17 protein-coding genes are annotated in these 21,886 nt (G+C 68.0%); 6 read left to right on the top strand and 11 right to left on the bottom strand.

Annotated features, from left to right (window positions below; genetic code table 11):
• The first annotated feature begins 17 nt into the window (after positions 1-17).
• From ACGFRF_RS08415 to ACGFRF_RS08400, 4 genes are all read left to right on the top strand, one after another.
• Positions 18-935: a F0F1 ATP synthase subunit gamma gene (locus ACGFRF_RS08415; RefSeq protein ID WP_393737847.1), complete on the top strand. Its 918-nt coding sequence runs from the start codon at positions 18-20 to the stop codon at positions 933-935.
• Entirely contained in the window at positions 936-2,372 is a 1,437-nt protein-coding gene (gene atpD / locus ACGFRF_RS08410) for a F0F1 ATP synthase subunit beta (protein WP_393737846.1), read from the top strand. It abuts the gene before it with no gap.
• Positions 2,373-2,483: 111 nt separating this feature from the next.
• Entirely contained in the window at positions 2,484-2,858 is a 375-nt protein-coding gene (locus tag ACGFRF_RS08405) for a F0F1 ATP synthase subunit epsilon (protein WP_030610105.1), read from the top strand.
• 154 nt (positions 2,859-3,012) lie between these two features.
• On the top strand, positions 3,013-3,459 hold the full coding sequence (locus ACGFRF_RS08400) for a DUF2550 domain-containing protein (RefSeq protein ID WP_393737845.1): 447 nt from the start codon (positions 3,013-3,015) through the stop codon (positions 3,457-3,459).
• 51 nt (positions 3,460-3,510) lie between these two features.
• Here ACGFRF_RS08400 and ACGFRF_RS08395 read toward each other — a convergent pair whose 3' ends face one another.
• From ACGFRF_RS08395 to ACGFRF_RS08385, 3 genes are all read right to left on the bottom strand, one after another.
• Positions 3,511-5,331: a glycosyl hydrolase family 18 protein gene (locus ACGFRF_RS08395; protein ID WP_393737844.1), complete on the bottom strand. Its 1,821-nt coding sequence runs from the start codon at positions 5,329-5,331 to the stop codon at positions 3,511-3,513.
• Between the two features lie 126 nt (positions 5,332-5,457).
• Positions 5,458-6,099 carry a response regulator gene (locus tag ACGFRF_RS08390; RefSeq protein WP_393737843.1) on the bottom strand — a complete coding sequence of 214 codons (642 nt, stop codon included), beginning with the start codon at positions 6,097-6,099 and terminating at the stop codon, positions 5,458-5,460.
• Complete coding sequence (locus ACGFRF_RS08385; RefSeq protein WP_393737842.1) at positions 6,096-7,268, bottom strand: sensor histidine kinase; 1,173 nt, start codon at positions 7,266-7,268, stop codon at positions 6,096-6,098. The genes ACGFRF_RS08390 and ACGFRF_RS08385 overlap by 4 nt, the downstream gene beginning before the upstream one ends.
• A gap of 151 nt (positions 7,269-7,419) precedes the next feature.
• Here ACGFRF_RS08385 and ACGFRF_RS08380 point away from each other — a divergent pair, with 151 nt between their 5' ends.
• Positions 7,420-7,953: a hypothetical protein gene (locus ACGFRF_RS08380; RefSeq protein WP_393737841.1), complete on the top strand. Its 534-nt coding sequence runs from the start codon at positions 7,420-7,422 to the stop codon at positions 7,951-7,953.
• Here ACGFRF_RS08380 and ACGFRF_RS08375 read toward each other — a convergent pair.
• Genes ACGFRF_RS08375 through ACGFRF_RS08365 form a run of 3 tightly spaced genes read right to left on the bottom strand, consistent with a single transcriptional unit; the run spans position 7,950 to position 10,084 of the window.
• Positions 7,950-8,522: a cob(I)yrinic acid a,c-diamide adenosyltransferase gene (locus tag ACGFRF_RS08375; protein WP_393737840.1), complete on the bottom strand. Its 573-nt coding sequence runs from the start codon at positions 8,520-8,522 to the stop codon at positions 7,950-7,952. The two genes, ACGFRF_RS08380 and ACGFRF_RS08375, sit on opposite strands and share 4 nt — an antisense overlap.
• Positions 8,523-8,535: 13 nt before the next feature.
• A complete protein-coding gene (locus tag ACGFRF_RS08370) occupies positions 8,536-9,285 on the bottom strand; it encodes an ABC transporter permease (protein WP_393737839.1) in 750 nt (249 codons plus the stop codon).
• A gap of 13 nt (positions 9,286-9,298) precedes the next feature.
• A complete protein-coding gene (locus ACGFRF_RS08365; RefSeq protein WP_393737838.1) occupies positions 9,299-10,084 on the bottom strand; it encodes an ABC transporter ATP-binding protein in 786 nt (261 codons plus the stop codon).
• Between the two features lie 80 nt (positions 10,085-10,164).
• Between ACGFRF_RS08365 and ACGFRF_RS08360 the strand changes: the two genes are divergently transcribed.
• Positions 10,165-10,803 carry a TetR/AcrR family transcriptional regulator gene (locus tag ACGFRF_RS08360; RefSeq protein ID WP_393737837.1) on the top strand — a complete coding sequence of 213 codons (639 nt, stop codon included), beginning with the start codon at positions 10,165-10,167 and terminating at the stop codon, positions 10,801-10,803.
• Here the strand turns inward: ACGFRF_RS08360 and ACGFRF_RS08355 are convergent.
• The 5 genes from ACGFRF_RS08355 to ACGFRF_RS08335 form a co-directional block, all read right to left on the bottom strand.
• On the bottom strand, positions 10,800-11,000 hold the full coding sequence (locus tag ACGFRF_RS08355) for a DUF397 domain-containing protein (RefSeq protein ID WP_393737836.1): 201 nt from the start codon (positions 10,998-11,000) through the stop codon (positions 10,800-10,802). The two genes, ACGFRF_RS08360 and ACGFRF_RS08355, sit on opposite strands and share 4 nt — an antisense overlap.
• The gene (locus ACGFRF_RS08350) at positions 10,957-11,808 is read right to left on the bottom strand and encodes a helix-turn-helix domain-containing protein (RefSeq protein WP_393737835.1); all 852 of its coding nucleotides are present in this window, start codon (positions 11,806-11,808) and stop codon (positions 10,957-10,959) included. Before ACGFRF_RS08350 ends, ACGFRF_RS08355 begins: the two co-directional genes overlap by 44 nt.
• Positions 11,809-11,960: 152 nt before the next feature.
• Positions 11,961-12,461, bottom strand: coding sequence for a hypothetical protein (locus ACGFRF_RS08345; protein WP_393737834.1), 501 nt, complete (start codon positions 12,459-12,461; stop codon positions 11,961-11,963).
• 227 nt (positions 12,462-12,688) lie between these two features.
• Positions 12,689-13,192, bottom strand: a complete 504-nt coding sequence (locus ACGFRF_RS08340; RefSeq protein ID WP_393737833.1) for an SMI1/KNR4 family protein — start codon at positions 13,190-13,192, stop codon at positions 12,689-12,691.
• Between the two features lie 129 nt (positions 13,193-13,321).
• Positions 13,322-21,082, bottom strand: coding sequence for a DNRLRE domain-containing protein (locus tag ACGFRF_RS08335; protein ID WP_393738296.1), 7,761 nt, complete (start codon positions 21,080-21,082; stop codon positions 13,322-13,324).
• Between the last annotated feature and the right edge of the window lie 804 nt (positions 21,083-21,886).

The raw sequence follows: 21,886 nt of genomic DNA, 5'->3' as shown, positions 1-21,886 counted from the left end.
AGGAAGGGACCTGACTCATGGGAGCCCAGCTCCGGGTCTACAAGCGTCGCATCCGATCCGTCAGCGCGACCAAGAAGATCACCAAGGCGATGGAGATGATCGCCGCCTCGCGCGTCGTCAAGGCGCAGCGCAAGGTGGCGGCCTCCACGCCGTACGCGACCGAGCTGACGCGCGCGGTCACGGCGGTCGGTACGGGTTCGAACACCAAGCACCCGCTCACCACGGAGGCCGAGAACCCGACCCGTGCCGCGGTCCTGCTCCTGACGAGCGACCGCGGTCTGGCCGGCGCCTTCAACTCCAACGCCATCAAGGCGGCGGAGCAGCTGACCGCGCGCCTGGAGCGCGAGGGCAAGCAGGTCGACACGTACATCGTCGGCCGGCGCGGTGTCGCCCACTACAACTTCCGTGAGCGCAAGGTCGCGGAGTCGTGGAGCGGCTTCACCGACGAGCCGACGTACGCGGACGCCAAGAAGGTGGCGGCGCCCCTGATCGAGGCCATCGAGAAGGACACGGCCGAGGGTGGTGTGGACGAACTCCACATCGTCTTCACCGAGTTCGTCTCGATGATGACGCAGACGGCGCTCGACGCCCGGCTGCTGCCGCTGCGCCTCGACGAGGTCGCGCAGGAGGGCAAGCCGCAGGGCGAGATCCTCCCGCTGTACGACTTCGAGCCGTCGGCGGAGGACGTCCTCGACGCCCTGCTGCCGCGCTACGTGGAGAGTCGTATCTACAACGCGCTGCTCCAGTCGGCCGCTTCGAAGCACGCCGCCACGCGGCGCGCGATGAAGTCGGCCACCGACAACGCGGGTGAGCTGATCAACACGCTCTCCCGTCTTGCCAACGCGGCCCGCCAGGCCGAAATCACCCAGGAAATCAGCGAGATCGTCGGTGGCGCGAGCGCCCTGGCCGACGCGACCGCGGGGAGTGACCGATAAATGACCACCACTGTTGAGACCGCGACGGCTACGGGCCGCGTCGCCCGGGTCATCGGCCCGGTCGTCGACGTGGAGTTCCCCGTCGACGCGATGCCGGACATCTACCAGGCCCTGCACGTCGAGGTGGCCGACCCGGCCAACGCCGGCGAGAAGAAGACGCTGACCCTGGAGGTCGCCCAGCACCTGGGTGACGGTCTGGTGCGCACCATCTCCATGCAGCCGACCGACGGTCTGGTCCGCCAGGCCCCGGTCGTCGACACCGGCGCGCCGATCTCGGTGCCGGTCGGCGACTTCACCAAGGGCAAGGTGTTCAACACCCTCGGCGAGGTGCTGAACGTCGACGAGACCTACGACGGCGAGCGCTGGCCGATCCACCGCAAGGCCCCGAACTTCGACGAGCTCGAGTCCAAGACCGAGATGTTCGAGACGGGCGTCAAGGTCATCGACCTGCTCACCCCGTACGTCAAGGGCGGCAAGATCGGTCTGTTCGGCGGCGCCGGCGTCGGCAAGACGGTGCTCATCCAGGAGATGATCTACCGTGTCGCCAACAACCACGACGGTGTCTCCGTGTTCGCCGGTGTGGGCGAGCGCACCCGCGAGGGCAACGACCTCATCGAGGAGATGACCGACTCGGGCGTCATCGACAAGACCGCGCTGGTCTTCGGTCAGATGGACGAGCCCCCGGGCACCCGTCTGCGCGTCGCGCTGGCCGGCCTGACCATGGCCGAGTACTTCCGTGACGTCCAGAAGCAGGACGTGCTGTTCTTCATCGACAACATCTTCCGCTTCACGCAGGCCGGTTCCGAGGTCTCCACCCTGCTCGGCCGTATGCCGTCCGCGGTGGGTTACCAGCCGAACCTGGCCGACGAGATGGGCCTCCTGCAGGAGCGCATCACCTCGACCCGCGGTCACTCGATCACCTCGATGCAGGCGATCTACGTCCCCGCCGACGACCTGACCGACCCGGCCCCGGCCACCACCTTCGCCCACCTCGACGCGACGACGGTTCTGTCCCGTCCGATCTCCGAGAAGGGCATCTACCCGGCCGTGGACCCGCTGGACTCCACGTCCCGGATCCTGGACCCGCGCTACATCACGCAGGACCACTACAACGCGGCCATGCGCGTGAAGACGATCCTGCAGAAGTACAAGGACCTCCAGGACATCATCGCGATCCTCGGTATCGACGAGCTGGGCGAGGAGGACAAGCTCGTCGTCCACCGTGCCCGTCGTGTGGAGCGCTTCCTGTCCCAGAACACCCACGTCGCCAAGCAGTTCACCGGCGTGGACGGTTCGGACGTGCCGCTCGACGAGTCGATCGCCGCGTTCAACGCGATCTGCGACGGTGAGTACGACCACTTCCCCGAGCAGGCGTTCTTCATGTGCGGTGGCCTCGAGGACCTCAAGGCCAACGCCAAGGAGCTGGGCGTCTCCTGAGCCCTGTGCTCTGACTGAGGGGGCGGGTCCCGTCCCGCCCCCTCATCCACGCCCCGTAGAATTGACCCAACACCCGGCACTACCGCCGGGTGGTGACCCGAGGAGCCACCCTTGGCTGCTGAGCTGCACGTCGAGCTGGTCGCCGCCGACCGCCAGGTCTGGTCCGGCGAGGCCACCCTGGTCGTCGCGCGCACCACGTCCGGCGACATCGGCGTCATGCCCGGTCACCAGCCGCTGCTCGGTGTGCTGGAGTCGGGCCCGGTGACCATCCGTACGAGTGAAGGTGGAACGGTCGTCGCCGCGGTGCACGGCGGTTTCATCTCGTTCGCGGACAACAAGCTGTCGCTGCTGGCCGAGATCGCCGAGCTGTCGGACGAGATCGATGTCCAGCGCACGGAGCGGGAGCTGGAGCGCGCGAAGGCGGAGGGCGACGCCGCCGCCGAGCGTCGCGCGGACGTCCGCCTCCGTGCGGCGACGGCGCGCTGAACCTGCCGCGCTGTACGTTGACGTCACTCAGCCGCGGCCGGCCCGGAGCAATCCGGTGCCGGTCGCGGCTGAGGCAGATGTGGGTGTCTTTTACGTTTCATTACTCAGTTGCAGAAGCAGTTCCCCTACCTAGGAGACGAGGAGGTCGGTGCCGATGGTCCTCGCTCTGACTGTGTGCGGGATCGTGGTCGCGCTCGTGGTGGTGGGGCTGTTCCTGTTCGGACTGCGCCGCAGGCTGATCCAGCGCTCCGGCGGGACCTTCGACTGTTCCCTGCGCTGGGACGTGGCCGAGAAACCGGACGCCGGCGGGAAGGGCTGGAGCTACGGCGTCGCCCGCTACAACGGCGACCGCATCGAGTGGTACCGCGTCTTCTCCTACGCCCCCCGCCCCCGCCGCACCCTGGAGCGCGCGCAGATCGAGGTGGCCGGCCGCCGGCTGCCCGAGGGCGAGGAGGAGCTGGCGCTGCTGTCCGACGCGGTGGTGCTGGCCTGTACGCACCGGGGCACGCGCCTCGAACTCGCCATGAGCGAGGACGCGCTGACCGGGTTTCTCGCGTGGCTGGAAGCAGCCCCGCCCGGACAGCGAGTGAATGTGGCGTAGCCGCATTCACTCGCTGTGTGGGGGAGCGTCAACGTCGCTCAGGCGGGTTTTTCACAGGTTGCTGCTGATGGCGTTCACCAGTTCACCGTTGCTGGTGTCGCCGCTGAACTCCCAGAAGAAGGCGCCGCCGAGGCCCTGGTTCTTGGCCCACGTCATCTTCGAGGCGATGGTGGCGGGAGTGTCGTACGACCACCAGTTGCTGCCGCAGTGCGCGTAGGCGGTGCCGGCGATCGTGCCGGTGGCCGGGCAGGACGTCTTCAGGACCTTGTAGTCCTCGATGCCCTGCTCGTAGGTGCCGGCCGCCGGGCCCGTGGCCGTGCCGCCCGGGGCGTCCTGGGTGACGCCGGTCCAGCCGCGGCCGTAGAAGCCGATGCCGATGAGCAGCTTCTTCGCGGGGACGCCGATCGCCTTGAACTTGGCCATCGCGTCGGCGGTGGTGAAGCCCGCCTTCGGGATGCCGGAGTACGAGGTGAGCGGGGAGTGCGGGGCGGTCGGGCCCTGGGCGTCCCAGGCGCCGAAGAAGTCGTACGTCATCACGTTGTACCAGTCGACGTACTGGGCGGCGCCCGCGTAGTCCGCGGCCTCGATCTTGCCGCCGGAGGAGCCGTCGGCCGTGGTGGCAGCGGTGACCAGGTTGTTCGAGCCGAACTTGGCGCGCAGCGCGGACATCAGGTTCTTGTAGGCCGCAGTCCCGCTGGTGTCGCAGCTGAGCCCGCAGGCGTTCGGGTACTCCCAGTCGATGTCGATGCCGTCGAACACGTCGGCCCAGCGCGGGTCCTCGACCAGGTCGTAGCAGGACTGCGCGAAGGCGGCCGGGTTCTTCGCGGCCTCGCCGAAGCCACCGGACCAGGTCCAGCCGCCGAAGGACCACAGCACCTTGATGTTCGGGTACTTGGCCTTCAGCTGGCGCAGCTGGTTGAAGTTGCCGCGCAGCGGCTGGTCCCAGGTGTCGGCGACGCCGCTGACGGACTGGTCGGCGGTGAAGGCCTTGTCGTAGTCGGCGTAGGAGTCGCCGATCGCGCACTTGCCGCCGGTGACGTTGCCGAAGGCGTAGTTGATGTGCGTGATCTTGGAGGCGGAGCCGGACGTCACCAGGTTCTTGACGTTGTAGTTGCGGCCGTAGATGCCCCACTCGGTGAAGTAGCCGAGCTTGACCTTGTCGCCGGTGGGCGGGGGAGTGGTGCCGCCGCCGGTGGTGTGCACGGCGACCGCGCCGCTGACCGGGCCGGTCTGGTCGGCGGTGTCGCGGGCCCGCACGGTGTAGGAGTAGTCGGTGCCGGCGGTCAGGCCGGTGTCGGTGTACGAGGTGGTCGTCACGGTGGCGACCTTGGCGCCGTCGCGCAGGACGTCGTAGTTCTTGACGCCCTTGTCGTCGGTGGCCGCGCTCCAGCTCAGCTTCACCGAGGTGTCGGTGATACCGGAGGCGGTCGGCGTGCCGGGGGCGGAGGGCGCCGCGTCACCCGGGACCGTCGTACCGTCGCAACTGTCGCCGTTCAGCTTGCAGTTGGAGGGGGAGCCGGAGCCCGCCCCGTTGAAGCCGAAGGAGACCGAGGCGCCGGGAGCGAGGGTGCCGTTGTAGGACTTGTTCCTGGCGGTCCAGTGGGTGCCGGAGTTCGTGACGTCGGCGTCCCAGGCGGAGGTGACGGACGTGCCGGAGGGGAAGTCCCACTCGACGGTCCAGGAGCTGATACCGGCGGTACCGGTGTTCTTGATGGTCCACTGGCCGCCGAAGCCGGTTCCCCAGTCGCTGGTCTTGGTGAAGCTCGCCGTCGCGTTGGTCGCGGCCTGGGCGGGGCTCGCGAGACCGACGAGGCCGGCCAGGGGGAGCAACAGGGTCGCGAACCCTGCCGCGGCTCTGTGTCTGAAGCGCATGCTGCGCCTCCCTCTTCGTTGGGGGTGTCAGGGGCGTGACTGAGCCTTCACACCCGCGGTGCTGCGAGAGTAGAAAGGTCTGGACCACAGGTCAATAGGTCTGGACCACTAGCCTCCCTGGGCCCGCTAGACCCCCAACTCCTGTGCGAGCACGGCCGCTTGGACCCGGCTGCGCAGCTCCAGCTTGGCCAGCAGACGGCTGACGTGTGTCTTCACCGTGCCCTCCGCCATCCGCAGCCGCTCGGCGATCTCGGCGTTGGACAGCCCCTCGCCGACGCACGACCACACCTCCCGCTCGCGCCGGGTCAGCCCCGCCGGCACAGCCGGGTCGGCCTTCGCCTCCCGCACCGGTACCGCGGCGAACTCCGCGATCAGCCGCCGGGTCACGGCCGGCGCGACGATCCCCTCCCCGCGGGCCACCGTCCGCACCGCCCGCAGCAGATCCTTCGCCTCGGCGTGCTTCAGCAGGAACCCGGCCGCCCCGGCCCGCAGCGCCCCGAACACATACTCGTCGAGGTCGAAGGTGGTCAGCACGAGCACGTCCGCGAGCTGCTCGGCGACGATCTGCCGAGTCGCCGACACCCCGTCCAGGCGCGGCATCTGAATGTCCATCAGCACCAGGTCCGGCCTGGTGCTCCGGGCCAGTTCGACCGCCCGCAGCCCGTCCTCCGCCTCGCCGACCACGTCGATGTCGGGCGCGCTGCGCAGGATCAGGACGAGCCCGGCGCGGACGGCGGACTGGTCCTCGGCGACCAGGACACGGATCATGCGGGGTCTCCTTCGGTCAGCGGAAGCGTGGTGCGTACGGCCCACCGGCCATCCTCGGGCCCCGCCTCGAAACGCCCGCCGAGCAGCGCGGAGCGCTCCCGCATCCCGGTGAGACCGGAGCCCGAGCCGGGTGCGCGGGCGGTGTCGCCGGGGCGGTAGGGGCTCGTCACCCCGACGTGCAGGGTGTCGTTCTCCCGGCGGAGGACGACATCGACCCGCCCCTCGGCCGCGTGCTTCAGGGCGTTGGTCAGCGACTCCTGCACGATCCGGTAGGCGGCCAGCTCGACCGGCGCGGGCACCCGGTCGTGGCCCGCGTCCAGGGTGACGTCCAGGCCGTTGGCGCGGGCGCCCTCGACCAGAGCGGCGAGACCGTCCAGGGTGGGGATGGCGGAAGGCTCCAGGTCACCGCTGCTGTCCCGGAGGATCCCGATCAGCCGTCGCATCTCGGCCAGTCCCTCGACGCTGTTCTCCCGGATCACGGCCAGGGCGTCCCTGGAGGTCCCCGGATCGTCCAGGGAGAGCGCGGCCGTGGAGTGGATGGCGATCGCGGACAGGTGGTTGGCGACCATGTCGTGCAACTCCCGGGCGAAACGGGCACGTTCGGCGGTGACGGCCTGGGTGCGGTCCATCTCGGCGAGCAGCGCGGTCTGTTCGGCGCGCAGCCGGGCCGCCTCGGCGGCGTCGCGGTGGTTGCGCACCACCCAGCCGGTGGCGGCGGGCGCGAACGCCACCACGCCGACGGCGACACCGATCAGCAGGGCCTGCGGATCGCGCCAGAGGGCGGCGGGCACCAGGCCGCCGAGGACCGTCAGCATCCCGGTGACCCAGGGGATGCGGCGGGCGGAGGCCGGGGTGCCGTACAGGACGGCCGCGTACATCAGGTCCGTGTACAGCACGACGGTGACGATGCTGCCGACGGTCACCGTGTCCAGGGTCAGCGCGGCCGTGCCGATCAGCAGGCCGAGGCGGGGCCGGGTGCGGCGCAGCGGCTCGCAGGCGACGGTCACCGCCAACGGCACCAGCGGGGCCCAGGGCGCGTGCCAGAGCACGAGCGGGTCCGAGGCCGGGCGCGGGTGGATCCCGAGCGCCCACATCAGCACCCCGCCGAGCAGCCCGCCCACGGCGATGCTCCAGTCGTCACGGTGCGGCCGGGGCGGTGCGAGGGGCATGCCCCCATCCAACACGGCCCCCGGCCGCTCCGCGTGCGTCCCGGGGAGGGTCCCGGACTGCGACTTTCGCTTACGACGGTCTCGTCAGCGGCGACGACGACGAGCGCGCCGGCCCACGGGAGCCTGGGCGGGTGAGCGAAGGGAGCGAGCCGTGATCGTCGGAATGATCGTCGCCTGTGAGGTGGCGTTCTGGGTACTGCTGGCGGCCGGACTGGCCTTCCGATACGCCCTGCGGATGCCGCGCACCGGTCTCGCGCTGCTGCTGTGCGAGCCGCTGCTGGAGATCGTGCTCCTCGCCGTGACCGCGATCGACCTCAAGAACGGTGCCGAACCCGACTGGCGGCACGGCCTCGCCGCCGTCTACATCGGCTTCACCGTCGGCCTCGGTCACTCCACCGTCAAGTGGGCCGACGCCCGGGTCGCCCACCGCTTCACCGGCGGCCCGTCCCCGGTCAAGCCCCCGAAGTACGGCACGGCCCGCGCCGTCCACGAGTGGAAGGTCGCGGGCCGCTGGATCCTGGCGGCGCTGGTGGCCGTGGCCCTGTTGCAGGGTGCGGTCTGGTACGTCGGCGGCGAGGGCGAGACCGGTTCGCTGCGGGCGTGGCAGCTGCGCATGCTGTGGGTGATCGGCATCAACGTGGTGATCGCCGCGAGCTACACCCTGTTTCCCAAGCGGGAGCGCTAGCGATCCCCGCCCGGTACCCACAGCACGTCGCCGGTCTCCTTGTTCGCCGTGCGGGCCAGGATGAACAGGAGGTCGGAGAGGCGGTTGAGGTAGGTCGCGGTGAGGGGGTTCATGATCTCGCCGTGGACCTCCAGGGCCGCCCACGTCGAGCGCTCGGCCCGCCGTACCACCGTGCACGCCTGGTGCAGCAGGGCCGCGCCCGGGGTGCCGCCCGGCAGGATGAAGGAGCGCAGCTTCTCCAGCCGCTCGTTGAAGCGGTCGCAGTCCGCCTCCAGCCGGTCGATGTAGAACTGCTCGACCCGCAGCGGCGGGAACTCGGGGTTCTCCACGACCGGCGTCGACAGGTCCGCGCCCACGTCGAACAGGTCGTTCTGCACGCGGGTGAGGACCTTGACGACCTCCTGATCGAGGCTGCCCAGCGCGATCGCCGTGCCGATCACCGCGTTGGCCTCGTTGGCGTCGGCGTACGCGGCGATGCGCAGGTCGGTCTTGGGGACCCGGCTCATGTCGCCGAGGGCGGTGGTGCCCTGGTCGCCGGTCCTCGTGTAGATGCGCGTCAGATTGACCATGCGGCCAGCGTAGTTACGCGCCGGCCTTCCGGAACACTCGTGTGCCCACCGTCACGGCGAGCGCCGTGAAACCGACGGCCACCAGGGTGCCGTACAGCATGTGCGCGGTCGCGTACTCGCCGACGTACGCGTCGCGCATGGCGTCCACCAGATAGCGGAACGGTACGAAGTGGGACAGGACGTCCAGCCAGCCCGGCGCCAGCGTCATCGGCAGCATCAGCCCGGACAGCAGCATCGACGGCATGGAGACGGCGTTGATCAGCGGCCCGAACTCCTGCGGGCTGCGCACCTTCATCGCCACCGCGTACGACAGCGACGCCAGGGACACGGTGAGCAGGGCGACGAACGCGAAGCCGATGAGCACGCCGGGCAGCGGAGCCCGCAGTCCCATCACCAGGGCGGCGAGCACCAGCAGCACCGCCTGGAACACGAATACCGTGGCGTCCCGCAGGACACGGCCGAGCAGGAGCGCGAGCCGGCTGACGGGCGTGACCCGCATCCGCTCGACCACACCCTGGCCGTTCTCCAGGATGATCATGAAGCCGGCGAACAGGGCGCCGAACAGGCCCAGCTGGAGCAGCAGTCCGGGCACCAGCACCTGCCAGGAGCTGCCCTTGCCGCCCAGCGGCAGATCGGTGAGCAGCGGCCCGAAGAACAGCAGGTACAGCAGCGGCATCAGCACGCCGAAGAGCATCGCGAAGCGGGAGCGCAGGGTCTGGCGCAGATAGCGGCCGTAGATGAGGCCGGTGTCGTGGAGCAGCATCTGTCCGGGTGTCCTATACGGCTACGGGGGCGGCGTCGGCCGGGGCGGCACCCCGGCCGGTGATGGCGAGGAAGGTGTCCTGGAGGGTGGCGTCGATCGAGCCGCCGTACCGGAGCTTGAGCGCGGTCGGGGTGCCCTCGGCGACGACCGTGCCCTTGTCGACGATCACCAGGCGGTCGGAGAGGGCGTCGGCCTCGTCCAGGTAGTGCGTGGTGAGGAAGACGGTCGTGCCGTGCTCGTCACGCAGCCGTCGCACCAGGTCCCACAGGTCGGCGCGGCTGCCGGGGTCGAGGCCGGTGGTGGGCTCGTCGAGGAAGAGCACCCGGGGGCGGTGGGTGAGCGCCATCGCGATGTCCAGCCGGCGCCGCTGACCACCGGAGAGCGCGCCGCACGTGCGGTCGAGCAGCTCGGTGAGGTCTAGGTCACGCGCCAGCTCGTGGGTGCGTGCGACGGCTTCGCCCTGCGTCAGCCGATACATCCGGCCCTGGGTGACCAGCTCCTCCCGGACGCTGATCTGCGGGTCCACGCCGCCGGACTGGGCGACGTAACCGCAGGCCCGGCGCACACCGACCGGGTCGGTCGCCAGGTCGTGCCCGGCGACGGTGGCGGTGCCGCCCGTCGGCTTCAGCAGGGTGGTCAGCATCCGCAGGGTGGTGGTCTTCCCGGCGCCGTTGGGGCCGAGGAAGCCGAGGATCTCGCCCTCGTGGACGGTGAGGTCGATGCCGCGCACGGCCTCGACGGGGCCGTGCTTGGTCGTGAAGGTGCGCGCCAGTCCGGCCGCGCTGATGACTGCTGGCATGCTCCCCAGAAAAACAGAGTCCCTGAAATTTTGCAACGGCTCCAAGTTTTGAGCGGCCCCAGCGAAGTTAGGATGGGGGCATGGCAGAGGGGCTCAGGGAGCGGAAGAAGCGGCAGACCCGGCAGTACATCTCGGATGTCGCCACGGGTCTGTTCCTGGAGCGCGGCTTCGAGGCGGTGACGGTCGCGGAGGTCGCCGAGGCGGCGAACGTCTCCGTCAACACCGTCTACAACTACTTCCCCGCCAAAGAGGACCTCTTCCTGGACCGCTCGGCCGGCGTGGTCGACAGGCTGGCCCGCTGGGTCCGGGGCCGGGACGTCGGCGAGTCCGCCGCGCGCGCCGTCCTGCGGGAACTGCGCGAGGAGGTCGAGGCCGTCTCACCGCGCGTCGGCCTGATGGAGGGCTACAGCCGCTTCATGCGCGTCATCCACGAGGCGCCGACCCTGCGCTCCCGGTTGTGGAGCCTCCAGCAGGAGAGCCACGACAACTTGAAGGCGGCCCTGTACGAGGAGACCGGCGCCGCCGGGGACGATCCGCTGCCGGACCTGATGGCCGGCCAGATCTGCTGGATCTACGCGACGGTGTTCGCCTCCATCGGCCGCGAGATGCTCAAGGAGCGGAAGCCGGCGGAGGTGTCCCGGGAAACGCTTCAGCTCCTCGACGAGGTCGAGGAGCTGCTGAGCGAACGGGTACTGGCGTACGCGGTGCGCGAGGGTTAGCGCAGCCCGTCGACGAAGGCCTGCCAGGCGGCTGCGCCGACGATGACGACGGGGCCGGCGGGGTTCTTGCTGTCGCGGACGGGGACGGCGGGGGCCGGGTAGTTGTCGGCGACCTCGACGCAATCACCGCCGGTGCTGCCGCTGTAGCTGGACTTACGCCATTGGGGGGCGTTCCACGGGCTGGGAGCGGTTTCCATAGCGTTCCTCCATCACACGCGTGATCAGTACCGCCGAATCCTTCACGGAGAGGGCCGCGGCCTGCAAGCGAGCGTAACGGAGTGCTGCCTCCCTGACCGTCTCGGGGCTGGCGGTCATATGGCCCGAGATGAGGTCCTCGGTGTAGATGATGTCCGGATCGTCGTCGAAGCGGAGCAGGTTGAACGCCCCGTCCAGGCTGGCGTGTTCACCCGCCGAGTTCGGCAGCACCTGGATGTGCATCCAGCGGTGACGGGTGAACTCCAGCAGGTGGGCGAGTTGGCGCCGCATGACGTCGCTGCTCCCGATCGGCCGGAGCAGTACGGCCTCGTCCAGGACCACCCAGGCGAGCGGCGGCTGCTCCCGCTCCAGGATGCGCTGGCGCTCCATGCGGGCCGCGACCAGGCCGTCGAGGTCGTCCGGCATGCCGGTGGCGAGCACCGACCGCGCGTACTCCTCCGTCTGCAACAGCCCGTACACCACCTGCGCCTGATACGTGGAGATGTACGTAGCCTTCGCTTCCATCTCCGCGTACGGCTGGAACCAGGTGGGCAGTTGGCTGCGCAGGACCAGCCCGATGAGGCGGGAGAAAAGACCGTCCGTGCCCAGCGCGGCGTCCACGCGTTCGGAGAAATCCCGTGTGGGGACCTTTCTCGTGGTCTCGATCTGGCCGATCAACGACCCCGTGCAGAAGATGATCTCGCCGAGCTGCCCCTGGCTCAGGCCCGCGGCCTCACGGTGACGGCGCAGTTCCCAGCCGTAGTAGTCCAGCGGGGAAGCGGTGGGGTCGAGATTCTGGACGTTGGCCACGTCGTACCTCCGGCCTGCCACACCTCGCGGTGTCGGTTTCGCTGCGTAGTCGAGCGTATGCGATCCGTCGCGTGGTGGTGGCATGAACGACGTAACTGGTCTGCCGGGGGAGGGGCTTGGGGTGCGCTACCGCGCGGCACCCCAGTCACCCTTTAGGCAGGCTCGAAGAACGGCTCGGGCACGGAATCGGCCACGGTGTAGGGCCGGAATCCGGGATCGGTGAGGATCCGGTAGAGGAACTCGGTGGCGGTCATCTCATAGCGGTCCCAGTCCTCGGCGTCCTCCATTTTGGCCAGGACCGGCCATGCGTCGACTGGACCGTCCGTGACCTGCCAGTAGAACGACTCGGCCGCACGCGAGCCACCCCACGGAATCAGACCACCCGTCGTCCCGGGCGCATGGATCCGGTAGGGCGCGAAGGGGCCGTCCGAACCGTGCGACAGCACGAAGCGCCACGTCCTCAGCAGATCCAGCACTCCGGTCTCGTCGGCGCACAGCGCCCACACCGCCTGCGAGAACTCGCCGACACCGAACGCCTGGCACAGCTGCTTGTAGTCACCGGGCAGCGCGGTGCCCAGTTCGGCTTCGATCTCCGCCCAGGGCTGCGCGGCGTTCCGCGCGTCACGACCTGTGGCACCGAGAAGGGAGTCCACCCACATAACACGATCTCTCTGCTTATTCGCCCCGACGCGACGGAACCGGCGCTGACGGAACTACTGACGAACGTCCGGCACCTGCCCGGCCGTCGCTGCGGGGGACCTTCGTTGTGAAGCGTAAAAAACTCCATGACCCACATGGTCCGTGTGCGCCTACAGGGCTCGCCACCGACATCAACCGATCCAGCGTCGAGCGAGCCGGACAAACGCCGGGGACCCTGTAGTCACAGGGTGTGTCCCGGTTCGAATGTCGCTCCAAGGGCGTATTGCGCAATCCCGAAGGGGTGGAAGTCGGTGTCCGTCAGGACACGGTACAAGAATTCCGAGGTTGACATGTCAAAGGTATGCCACTGATCGATGTCGCCGGCCCGTGCGAAGATCGGCCATTTACCGGATTCCGCAGAGTGGATGAGCCAGAAGTATTCGTCACCCCATTCTGTGGATCCCCACGAAATGAGGCCCTCGCCGCCCGGCTCGTAAATCTTGTACGGCGTGACAGCGGACACGTCGCCGAGGCGCGGGTCCCGGTCGGCGGCGAGAGCGGACCGCCATCGCGTCACCAGGTCGAACGCCTTGTTCTCTTCGTGCGCCAGGAAGGTGACCGTGTCACTGAAGAGGCCCCCACCGAAAGCCTCGGAGAGCTCCTTGTAGTCCGGAGGCAGTGGGGCGCCGATTTCCCTTTCGATCGCCTCCCAGTCAACGGGGATGCCGGCAGGCTCCCGTCCCATAAATTCCAGAATTCGCTGGACCCACATATCAAGGCCTTTCGCGGTGAGAGGAGAACAGAAACGGGAGGTCTCGGGCGGGCGGTGAGCGATGCGCCGCCCGCCCGAGACCTCCCTACGGTAGACGACGGCTCAGGGCTGGAGGCCGTCCTTGGTGTTCCAGATGGTTATCGGCCCACCCGAGTTCGCCCCTGTGGTCAGGTTCGCCCAGGTGATGCTCAGGTAGTCGGGAGCTCCATTTGCTCCCGTGTAATGGGCATTGACCTGGTAGTACACGGTCTGACCGGCGGCCACCATACGGGCCACCTTGTTCTCCACCGTCTTCATCTGGGATCCGTTGGGCGTAGCCCACAGGGAGACCAGGTTCCTTCTGTCCGTACCGGTTCCACCCAACTGGTTGGCCAGGAGGTGAGCACGGTTCATGCCCTTTCGGAAGCCGGGGGGGTCAAGTTCCGGGTAGTTCCGCTGTGGCCGCGGTACCGGGGTGCCGACGATCGCCGAGTCATTGCTCAATTCCCCGGTTTTCTCGGTCCACGCATCGACGTAGGTAAAGTCTCCCTTATTGAGACAGGCCTGAACGCCTTGCGCCCTGCTCTTGTCGTCGAGTGGACTGTAGTAGACGAAGGTGTTGCCTTGTCCGCAGTCGTCCTTGGTCCGGGGATAAAGATCGGCCCCCGGCTGCCACTCGTTCTCCTCCTTCGGCGTGACGAACAGGCCCTTGCTGTAGTCGGGCTTGGCGCCGGGCTTTGACAGGTAACCTCCGGGCGCGGTCGCCGTGGGCTTGGATGCATACGCGAAGACGGATGCCGCGATGCCCCAGGGGCTCAGCCGGCTCAGCAGGCTGCCCCCACTCGCCGCCGTACTCGCCGCAGCGTCAGCGGTGCCCGACAGGGCGCCTTCCAACGCTCCGGCACCGCTCTTCAGCGCGCTGCCGATGTCGCCGATCACGCCCGGAATGGAAAGATGGCCGTCGAGCTCGACCATGCTGGTGGGGTTGCCACCGCCGAAGGCGTAGCGGTTGCCGGTGTAGGGGTCGGCGCCGAGGTTCATGTCGGCGAGGGCGCCGTTGTACATGTCCCGGCTGGTGAAGCGGTTCAGGCCGGGGCTGTAGTCACGGAAACCCATGTCGTACGTGCCGGACTGGGCGTCCCAGCGCTTGGCGTTGAACCGGTAGGGGTTGTAGGCCTCCTTCGTCGGGTCGGCCGCGTCCGGCTTGTCGATGCCGGTGAAGTCGGAGGTGTCGTCGGAGCCGTAGGCCGTGTAGCCGTACGTCGACTTCGTGTCGCCGTTCTTGTCCGTGAGGGTCTCGACGTCGGAGTGACTGTTGTAGCCGTAGTAGCCGTCTTCGGTCGTGCCGTCGCTGTTGTGCTTGATCTGCGACAGGCGCTCGCCCCACGGGCTGTACTGGTAGGACTTGGTCAGCGTGCCGGCGACCTTCTCGTCCAGGACGTCGGAGGACAGGCCCAGGTACTCGAAGTCCGTCGTCTTGCCGTTGGCGGTCTTCGAGGTGGTGCGGTCCAGCGGGTCGAAGGTGTACGTCGTGGACTTCATCGTGCCCGTGTCGTCCATCTTCTGGGACTCCACGACGTGGTCGAAGCCGTCGTACACGCTTCGCTCGATGATCCGGCCGCCCGAGGTGACAGATTCCTGACGGCCGAACGGGTCGTAGTTGTAGTTCGCCGTGCTGCCCGACGTCGTCGCGGTGAGCAGTCGGTTGCGGTCGTAGTTGTAGGTGGTTGTGGTGCCCTTGACCGTCTGGCTGATGACGTTGGCGTTGTCGTCGTGGACGTATGTCTCCGTCCCCGCGCCGTTGCCGGTCTTGGTCGACTGCTTGAGCCGGTCGGCGGGGTCGTAGGTGTAGTCCGTGGTGGAGTCGAGGTACGCCGAGTGGTTGTCGGCGTTCATCTTCTTCGCGACGTCCTGCGACTTGTTTCCGTTGGGGTCGTAGGCGTAGGTGTGCGAGGCGACGAGGGTGCCGTTGGGCTTCTTCTCCGTCGTCGACTTCAGCGCGGCGTCCAGGTAGTACGTGTAGTCGACGGTGTTGCCGTTGGCCTTGGTCTCCTTGAGCTTCTGGCCGCGGTCGGTGTACGTGTACGAGGTCACCTTCGGCGACGCGTCGGTCGCGGACTTGCCGACCGAGACCGTCTTCACCAGGTCACGCAGGTCGTAGGTGTACTTGGAGAACTGGTCGGGGTGCGTGATCGTGTCCGACAGGCCGTTCGCGTCGTACGTGTACGACGTGGCCTTCTTCTCCGCGCCGGCCAGGTTCTCGGTGACCTTCTGGACCTGGTTGAGGCCCGTGTAGGTGAGCGTGTAGTTGTCGAACTTCGCGGTCGACGAGGTGTCGTCGATCGATGTCAGGTTGCCGTTGAGGTCGTAGGAGTAGGCGAAGTTGTCCTTCTCCGCGTCGGCCGGGTCGCCGCTGGTGTCACGGACGAGCTTGACGGCATCGGCCACAACAGCGCCGCCGCTGTTCTGGAACAGCTGGAGCTTGGCCGCGTTGCCCTGCTTGAAGGCGTAGGAGCCGAGCGAGACCCAGGTGCCCTGGTTGGCGGTGGCGTTCTGATCGATCGTCTTGTCGGCGGTCCCGCCGTCGTACGTGACCGTGTACTTGGCCGTGGTCGCAGCGCCGGTCACCTTGGGGAACCTCACGTACGCGGTGTACGTGCCGTCCTTGGGGATGTTGAGCGTCCACGTGTAGGCGTCCGTGCCACTGCCGGCCGCGTGGGTCTCGTGGTTGTAGCCCTGCTGGCCGGTGATGTCTCCCTTGGCCCAGGTGCCGGTCTTGGAGGTGTTCTGAGTGTCGGAGTTGTCGACCAGGACGACCGACTTGCCCGCCGGGACACCGTCGTCCGCGCGGGACTTCAGCGAACTGTCGGGGTAGTACGACCAGGTCATCGTGCGGTCCGAGGAGCCGCCCGCCGAGGTCAGGGTCCGCTTGGTCTGCTGGCCCAGGTCGTTGTAGTCGTAGGTGGTGGTGATGTCCCACGGGTCGGTGGACGACTTCGCCCAGCCGTTGTCGAAGTAGGTGTAGGTCGTGTCGTTGCGGACCGTCTCACCGTCCGACGGGGGCAGGGAGGTCTTGGCGACCTGGCCCACCTTGTCGTACGTCGTCTCGGTGTAGACGTTCGGGTCGTTGTAGCGGGAGTCCGCCGGGTCGTAGGGCTGGTACTGCTTGACCGGGCGGTTCAGCTCGTCGTACTCGGTACGCGCCGTGAACGCCGTGGTCGTGCCCGCGGCGACCGCCCTCGGGGTGAGCACCTTGGTCGTGTTGCCGACCTGGTCGTACTCGTACTTCGTCGACCGCGTCGTGGTGCCCTCGTGCGGGACCTTGACCTCGGTCGTCTTGCCGCGCTCGTCGTAGGTGATCAGCGTGGTGTTGTTCTCGGCGTCGGTGGTCGAGGTGACCAAACCGTCCTTGTCGTAGCCCTTCTTGGTGGTCTTGCCGGCCGCGTCCGTGACGACCGTGACCCGGTGGTCCAGGTCGTAGTCGGTCTTGGCGGTGTAGTCGGTCGTGTCGGTGGTCGCGTTCTTCTTCGGGTCGATGACCTTGGTGGCGTTGCCGACACGGTCGTACTCGTAGGAGACCTTGTCACCGTTCGCGTTGACCACGGACGTGAGCTGGTAGATCTCGTCGTAGTTGTTCGTCGTGACGTAGTCGGTCGGATCCGTCGTCGTCGCCGTGCCCTTGGGCTCGGTCGTCGTCTTCAGGTTGCCGACCTTGTCGTAGGTGTACGTCGAGGTGCGCGGGTCGGTCAGGTTGTTCGCCGGCCCGGTCGCCGACGTGATCTGGTCCGCGTCGTCGTACACCGCCGTGGACACCGCGCCGTTGGGTGCCGTCGACGTGGTGACGTTGTCGTTGGCGTCGTACACCGGTGCGGGCGTCGTGATCAGAGTGCCCGCCGACTGGTCCTTCGGAACCGTGTTGACCAGCGGACGGCCGAACGTGTCGTACGTCTGCGTGGTCTTTTTGCCCAAGGCGTCGGTGACCGACGTGACCTGGCCGCGCTCGTCATAGACGAAGGTCGTCGAGTTGTTCAGCGCGTCCGTGATGGTCTTCGGGTAACCGGTCGAACCGAAGTCGCTGTTGGTCGTCGGGTTGCCGTTGGCGTCCGTCGCCTTGGTCAGCTCGCCGTAGGAGTCGTACTCGTACGACGTGGTGTAGTCACCCGCCGTCGTGGTCGCGACGCCCTTCGGGTCCGTGACCGTCTTGAGGTTGCCGAAGCTGTCGTACCCGAACTGCCAGGCACGCCCCTCCGGGGATGTCTTGCGGAACAGGTCGGCCGAGTAGCCGTCGGCGCGGGTCTGGTACTCGTACTTCGCCGCGTTCGCCGGCCACTTGGTGGAGTCGGTGACGCAGGTGGCCGTCTGGTCCGGTACGCCCGCCTTGTTGTTCTCCGCGTCGCGCTGCCAGAGCGGGTAGCCCGTCTTCTGGTCGTAGCAGTAAGCGGTCTTGGCGCCGTTGTCCTCCTCCAGGTACGTGACGTTGTTGTCCGCGTCCCAGCTCATCTTGGTGGTCTGGGACTTGGCGTTGGTGGTCTGGACGCCGCGGCCGAAGTCGTCCGTCACGTACTTCGTGGCGTGCGTCTCGGCGTCCGTCACCGTGGTGTCGGTGAACTTGGTGTTCGCGGTGTCCGCCGCGTAGGCGAAGCCGGTGTCGCCGCCGAGGCGGTCGGTGATGGTCTTCGTCCACCAGTGGTACTTCGGGTCGTCGCCCGTCTGCGGCGCGTAGTACGCCAGCTGCGTGCCGTGACCACGCGGGTCCGTTGCCTTGACCAGCTTGACGTTCTTGTTGCCCTGGGTGGCGTCGTAGGTGAACTTGAAGACCTTGGGCTGCGAGGAGCCGTCACCGTCGGTGAACTGCCCCAGCAGGCCCTTGGTGGTGTAGTAGAAGGAGATCTTCCGGCCCGAGATGTCCGTGATGGACTTGACGTGGTCGTAGATCTTGGAGTTGGTCAGGTTGCTGCCGGTGACCTTGGCGCCCGTGTCGTCGATGTAGTCGTACGACGCGTCACCCTTCTTGTAGTAGTCCACCGTCAGCGACTGCCGGCCCGCCGGGTCGGTGATGTAGGTGAGGAACTTCGTCGGCTTGTTGTTGGACTTGCGCTCCTCGTACGTGTACGTCTGCGTGTTGCCGTTCTTGTCGACGACCGACGTCAGGTAGCCGTCGCAGCCGAACAGGAAGCGCGTGCCGTCCGGGCGCAGCAGCGTCCAGGCGTCGGTGGTGTTGTCCTTGTCCGGGGTGCAGTCCAGGCCCGCCTTGGCCGTGATGCGGTAGTGGACACCCGCCGGGGCCTTCCAGCTGCCGTCGGCCTGCTTGCGGAAGACGTGCGTGGTGCCGTCACCGTCGGGCAGGCGGATCTCGGTCGGGCCCGGGTTGGGGTGGAAGTCCAGCGGGGCGCCCAGGCGGACGGGCCCGGCCAGCTGCGCCGACCAGCCCGCGCCCGACACCGTGTCGGACGTGTCCAGCGAGTTGTACGCGAACCGCGCGAACGTCGTCAGACCGCGGCCCGGGTTGGTGAACGCGTTGTACGTCCAGACGCTGTTGCCCGAGGCGAGGTTGTTCATCACCGTCGAGCCGGCGCCGGTGTTCTTGCCGGTGTAGGTGTAGAACTTCTCCAGACCCAGCGCGTTGGAGGTGGGGTCCTCCACGGCCACGTTCTGCTTCAGCGGCTGGATGCTGGAGTTGGTGACCGACAGCCAGCTGCCGTCCGACACCTTCTTCACGTCCCAGCCGAGGACGTAGTCGGTGCGCTTGTTGCCGCTGTCGGAGTTGATCGGGGTGTTGACCGTGGCCTTGATCGTCGCCGACTGGCCCGGCGACAGGGCCGGGATCGCCGTGGACGCCTGGTTGCCGCCGGTCGTCACGTCCGTGCCGTCCGGGAGCTTCCAGGTGTAGGACAGGACGCGCTCACCGGCCGCCCACGCGCTGGAGGTGGTGTTGGTGACCGTGAAGTCCACCGTGTACGTGGAGTTCGGGGTCATCCGCGCCGGGGTCTGCGGGGCGTAGTACGTGTCGTCCGTGGTGGAGTCGACGTAGATCACCCGCAGCAGCGGGCCGAGCTGCGGGTCGGGGGCTTCGGAGGCCAGGAACAGGGTGCGCTCCTGGGGGCCCGTGGTGGACTCGTCCTTCAGCTTGATCAGGGCGCCCTTGTTGCTGGTCGGCGTCTTGATCCAGCCCTGGGTCAGGGACGTGGCGTCCCACCAGTGCCGGCCGACCTCAGAGACCTGGGCGACCGTGTCGGAGACGGTGGCGGAGTAGTCACCGCCGGGCGTCGTCCACGCCGTCGTCGAGGTGGCGTTGTTCCAGGTGGCCTGGGTCTCGTTGAAGTCCTTGGTCAGGCCGTGGAGTTCGTAGACCGCCCCGTCGGTGTCGGTGGTGGTCTCCGCGCCCCACATGAAGAGCCGCGACTCCAGCACGGTGGCCGTGGTCGGGATGGCGCTGGTGGTGAACTTCAGCGCGGCGCGCGCCTTGCCGTAGGTGGTGGAGTTGTTGCCCACCTCCAGCCACTTCTGGCCCACCCCGAAGGAGGCGATGGTGTCCTCGTTGGTGGTCGGCTGGCCCGAGGAGAGGGTGGTGTCCGTGACCCCGGTCGTGCCCTGCAGCAGCCGCATCGTGCGGCCCGCCTTCGGCACGCCGACGATCCGGGTCGGCGACCCCAGCAGCTGGCCGTTCGTCGTCTTCACCGCGAGCTGGTAGTAGTACGACCGCCCGATCTCCGCCGAGGAGGAGTCCGGGGTCGGCGTCGCCGTGGTGTCCGTGTACGCGGTCAGCGACTTGTCGATCGGGGCGACCAGGGTCGCCGCGGACGGCGTGAACACCTGCTGCGTGGAGCGGTGCAGCTGGTACTCGGCGATGTCGTAGCCGCTGTCGCCGGTGGTGTTGGTGTACGCCTTCCAGCTCAGCTCGGGGCCCGTGGAGTGGATCACCGTCGGCGAGTTCAGCGTGGTGCCGACCTTGCCGTAGGTGACGGTCAGCCGCGGGATCGTGGCCGTCTCGCCGTCGTAGTCGCCGTCACCGGACTCGTAGCGCGGGCCGCCGGTCGGGGCGGTGGACGACTCGTCGGCGGCCTTCAGCACGAAGCCGTTGTTGGCGTACGTGCCGTTCAGCCAGCCCTGGACGGTGTCGGTGACCGGGAACCTGTGCCACTGGTTGTACTCGCCGGTGTTCTTCACGATCGACGCCGGGTTCACCCAGCGCACCGCGTCCGCGATCACCGCCGTGGACGTGGAGGCGGGGCCGTCACCGAGGACGACCTTGCCGGCGGTGCCCTGGTTGAAGTCGATCTGGGTGCCACCGTTCAGCGACGCCCACACGCCGTTGGTGCCGGAGGCCTGGTTCACCGTGTAGGTGGCGGTGCCGTCCTGGCCGGTCACCGTGTACGGCGCGTTGGTGGCGCGGTCGGTGGCCGCGACGTAGTGCGCGTCGACGCGGTAGGAGGCGGTCTCCGGGATCCTCGGCTGCCAGGTGTAGGTGTCCCCGGCCACCGAGTCCTTGTTCGCGCGGTAGTCGGCGCCGATGCCGTACTGCGCCAGGGTCGACGTCGACAGCGGCCAGCTGCCCTTCGCCGCCGTGGTACCGGCGTCGCCGTCGTCCACCTGGACGCTGGTTCCCGACAGCTCACCCACCAGGGAGCTGGTGTTGGACCAGGTCGCCGTCGACTCGTCCCACGCGCCGGTCGCCCGGTAGGCGCCGATGGTGACGTCGTTGGCGTTGGTGGTGTGCGCCTGGTCGAAGTACATCTCCAGACGCGCAGAGTCGATCTTCGTACCCGACGGGATCTCGCTCAGCGGGAACTTGATCAGCGAGCGGGAGGTGCCCGTGTCGGTCTTGCCGGCCGCCAGCTTCCAGGTGGTGTTGAAGTTGGTGGACGCCTGGTCCGACAGGACCATCGTGTCCTGCGACTCCGACGGGGAAGGCGCGATCGTGATCGTCGGGTCGATGACGACCGGGTACTGCCGCTCCTTGGCAGCGAGCCACGCCTGGTCCGGGGTCACTGTCAGCTTCCAGGACGTGCCGTCCCGGGTGAGCTTCTGCGTGACCTTCGTGCTGTAGGTCTTGCCGAAGACGGAGGTGTCCGCCTTCCTGGCGTCCGTCATGTACGGCGCCGGGATCACCATCACCGGGGTGTTCGGCAGCTCGCCGTACAGCGCGATCGAGCCGTCCTTGCGGGCCTTCGGCGTCAGGCCGGCGGTGTCGAGGGTGAACGTGAACCGCACCGGGCCGCTGGGCGGTTCGGTAAGGGTGATGTTCTCCTTCACCCGGCCCGGACCGACGCCGTACTCCAGGTCGGCGCCGTTCACGGCGTCCTGGTAGGTGACCTTGGAGCCCTTGACCGTGGGCCTGAGCTTCTTGCCCGCGCCTGCCAGACCCAGGGTGACCGAACGGCCGTCCGGTGCCTGGAAGCGGACCAGCTTGCCTGCGTCGCCGCCGAACCAGCTGCGGCCCTCGTTGGTGGTGTTGGCGAAGTCGAAGCCCCGTGCGTCCGACGCGTGCACGGTGGTGTCGATGGCCTTCCAGGACTTCGACCTGGCGTCCCGGTAGGAGGTCGGCACCGCCGACAGCTCGGCCTGGACCCGACCGTCCGAAAGCTGCCAGAAGCGGGCACTGGAGGTGCGCCGGCCGGTCAGCTCCTTGACGCGCACGGCCTTCGGCGCGTTCGTGCCCTTCGGCAGCTTCTGCCGGTCGGCTATGTC

This window comes from Streptomyces sp. NPDC048521 (assembly GCF_043199855.1).
Lineage (GTDB): Bacteria > Actinomycetota > Actinomycetes > Streptomycetales > Streptomycetaceae > Streptomyces.
This window is presented reverse-complemented; position numbering and strand designations above follow the sequence as displayed.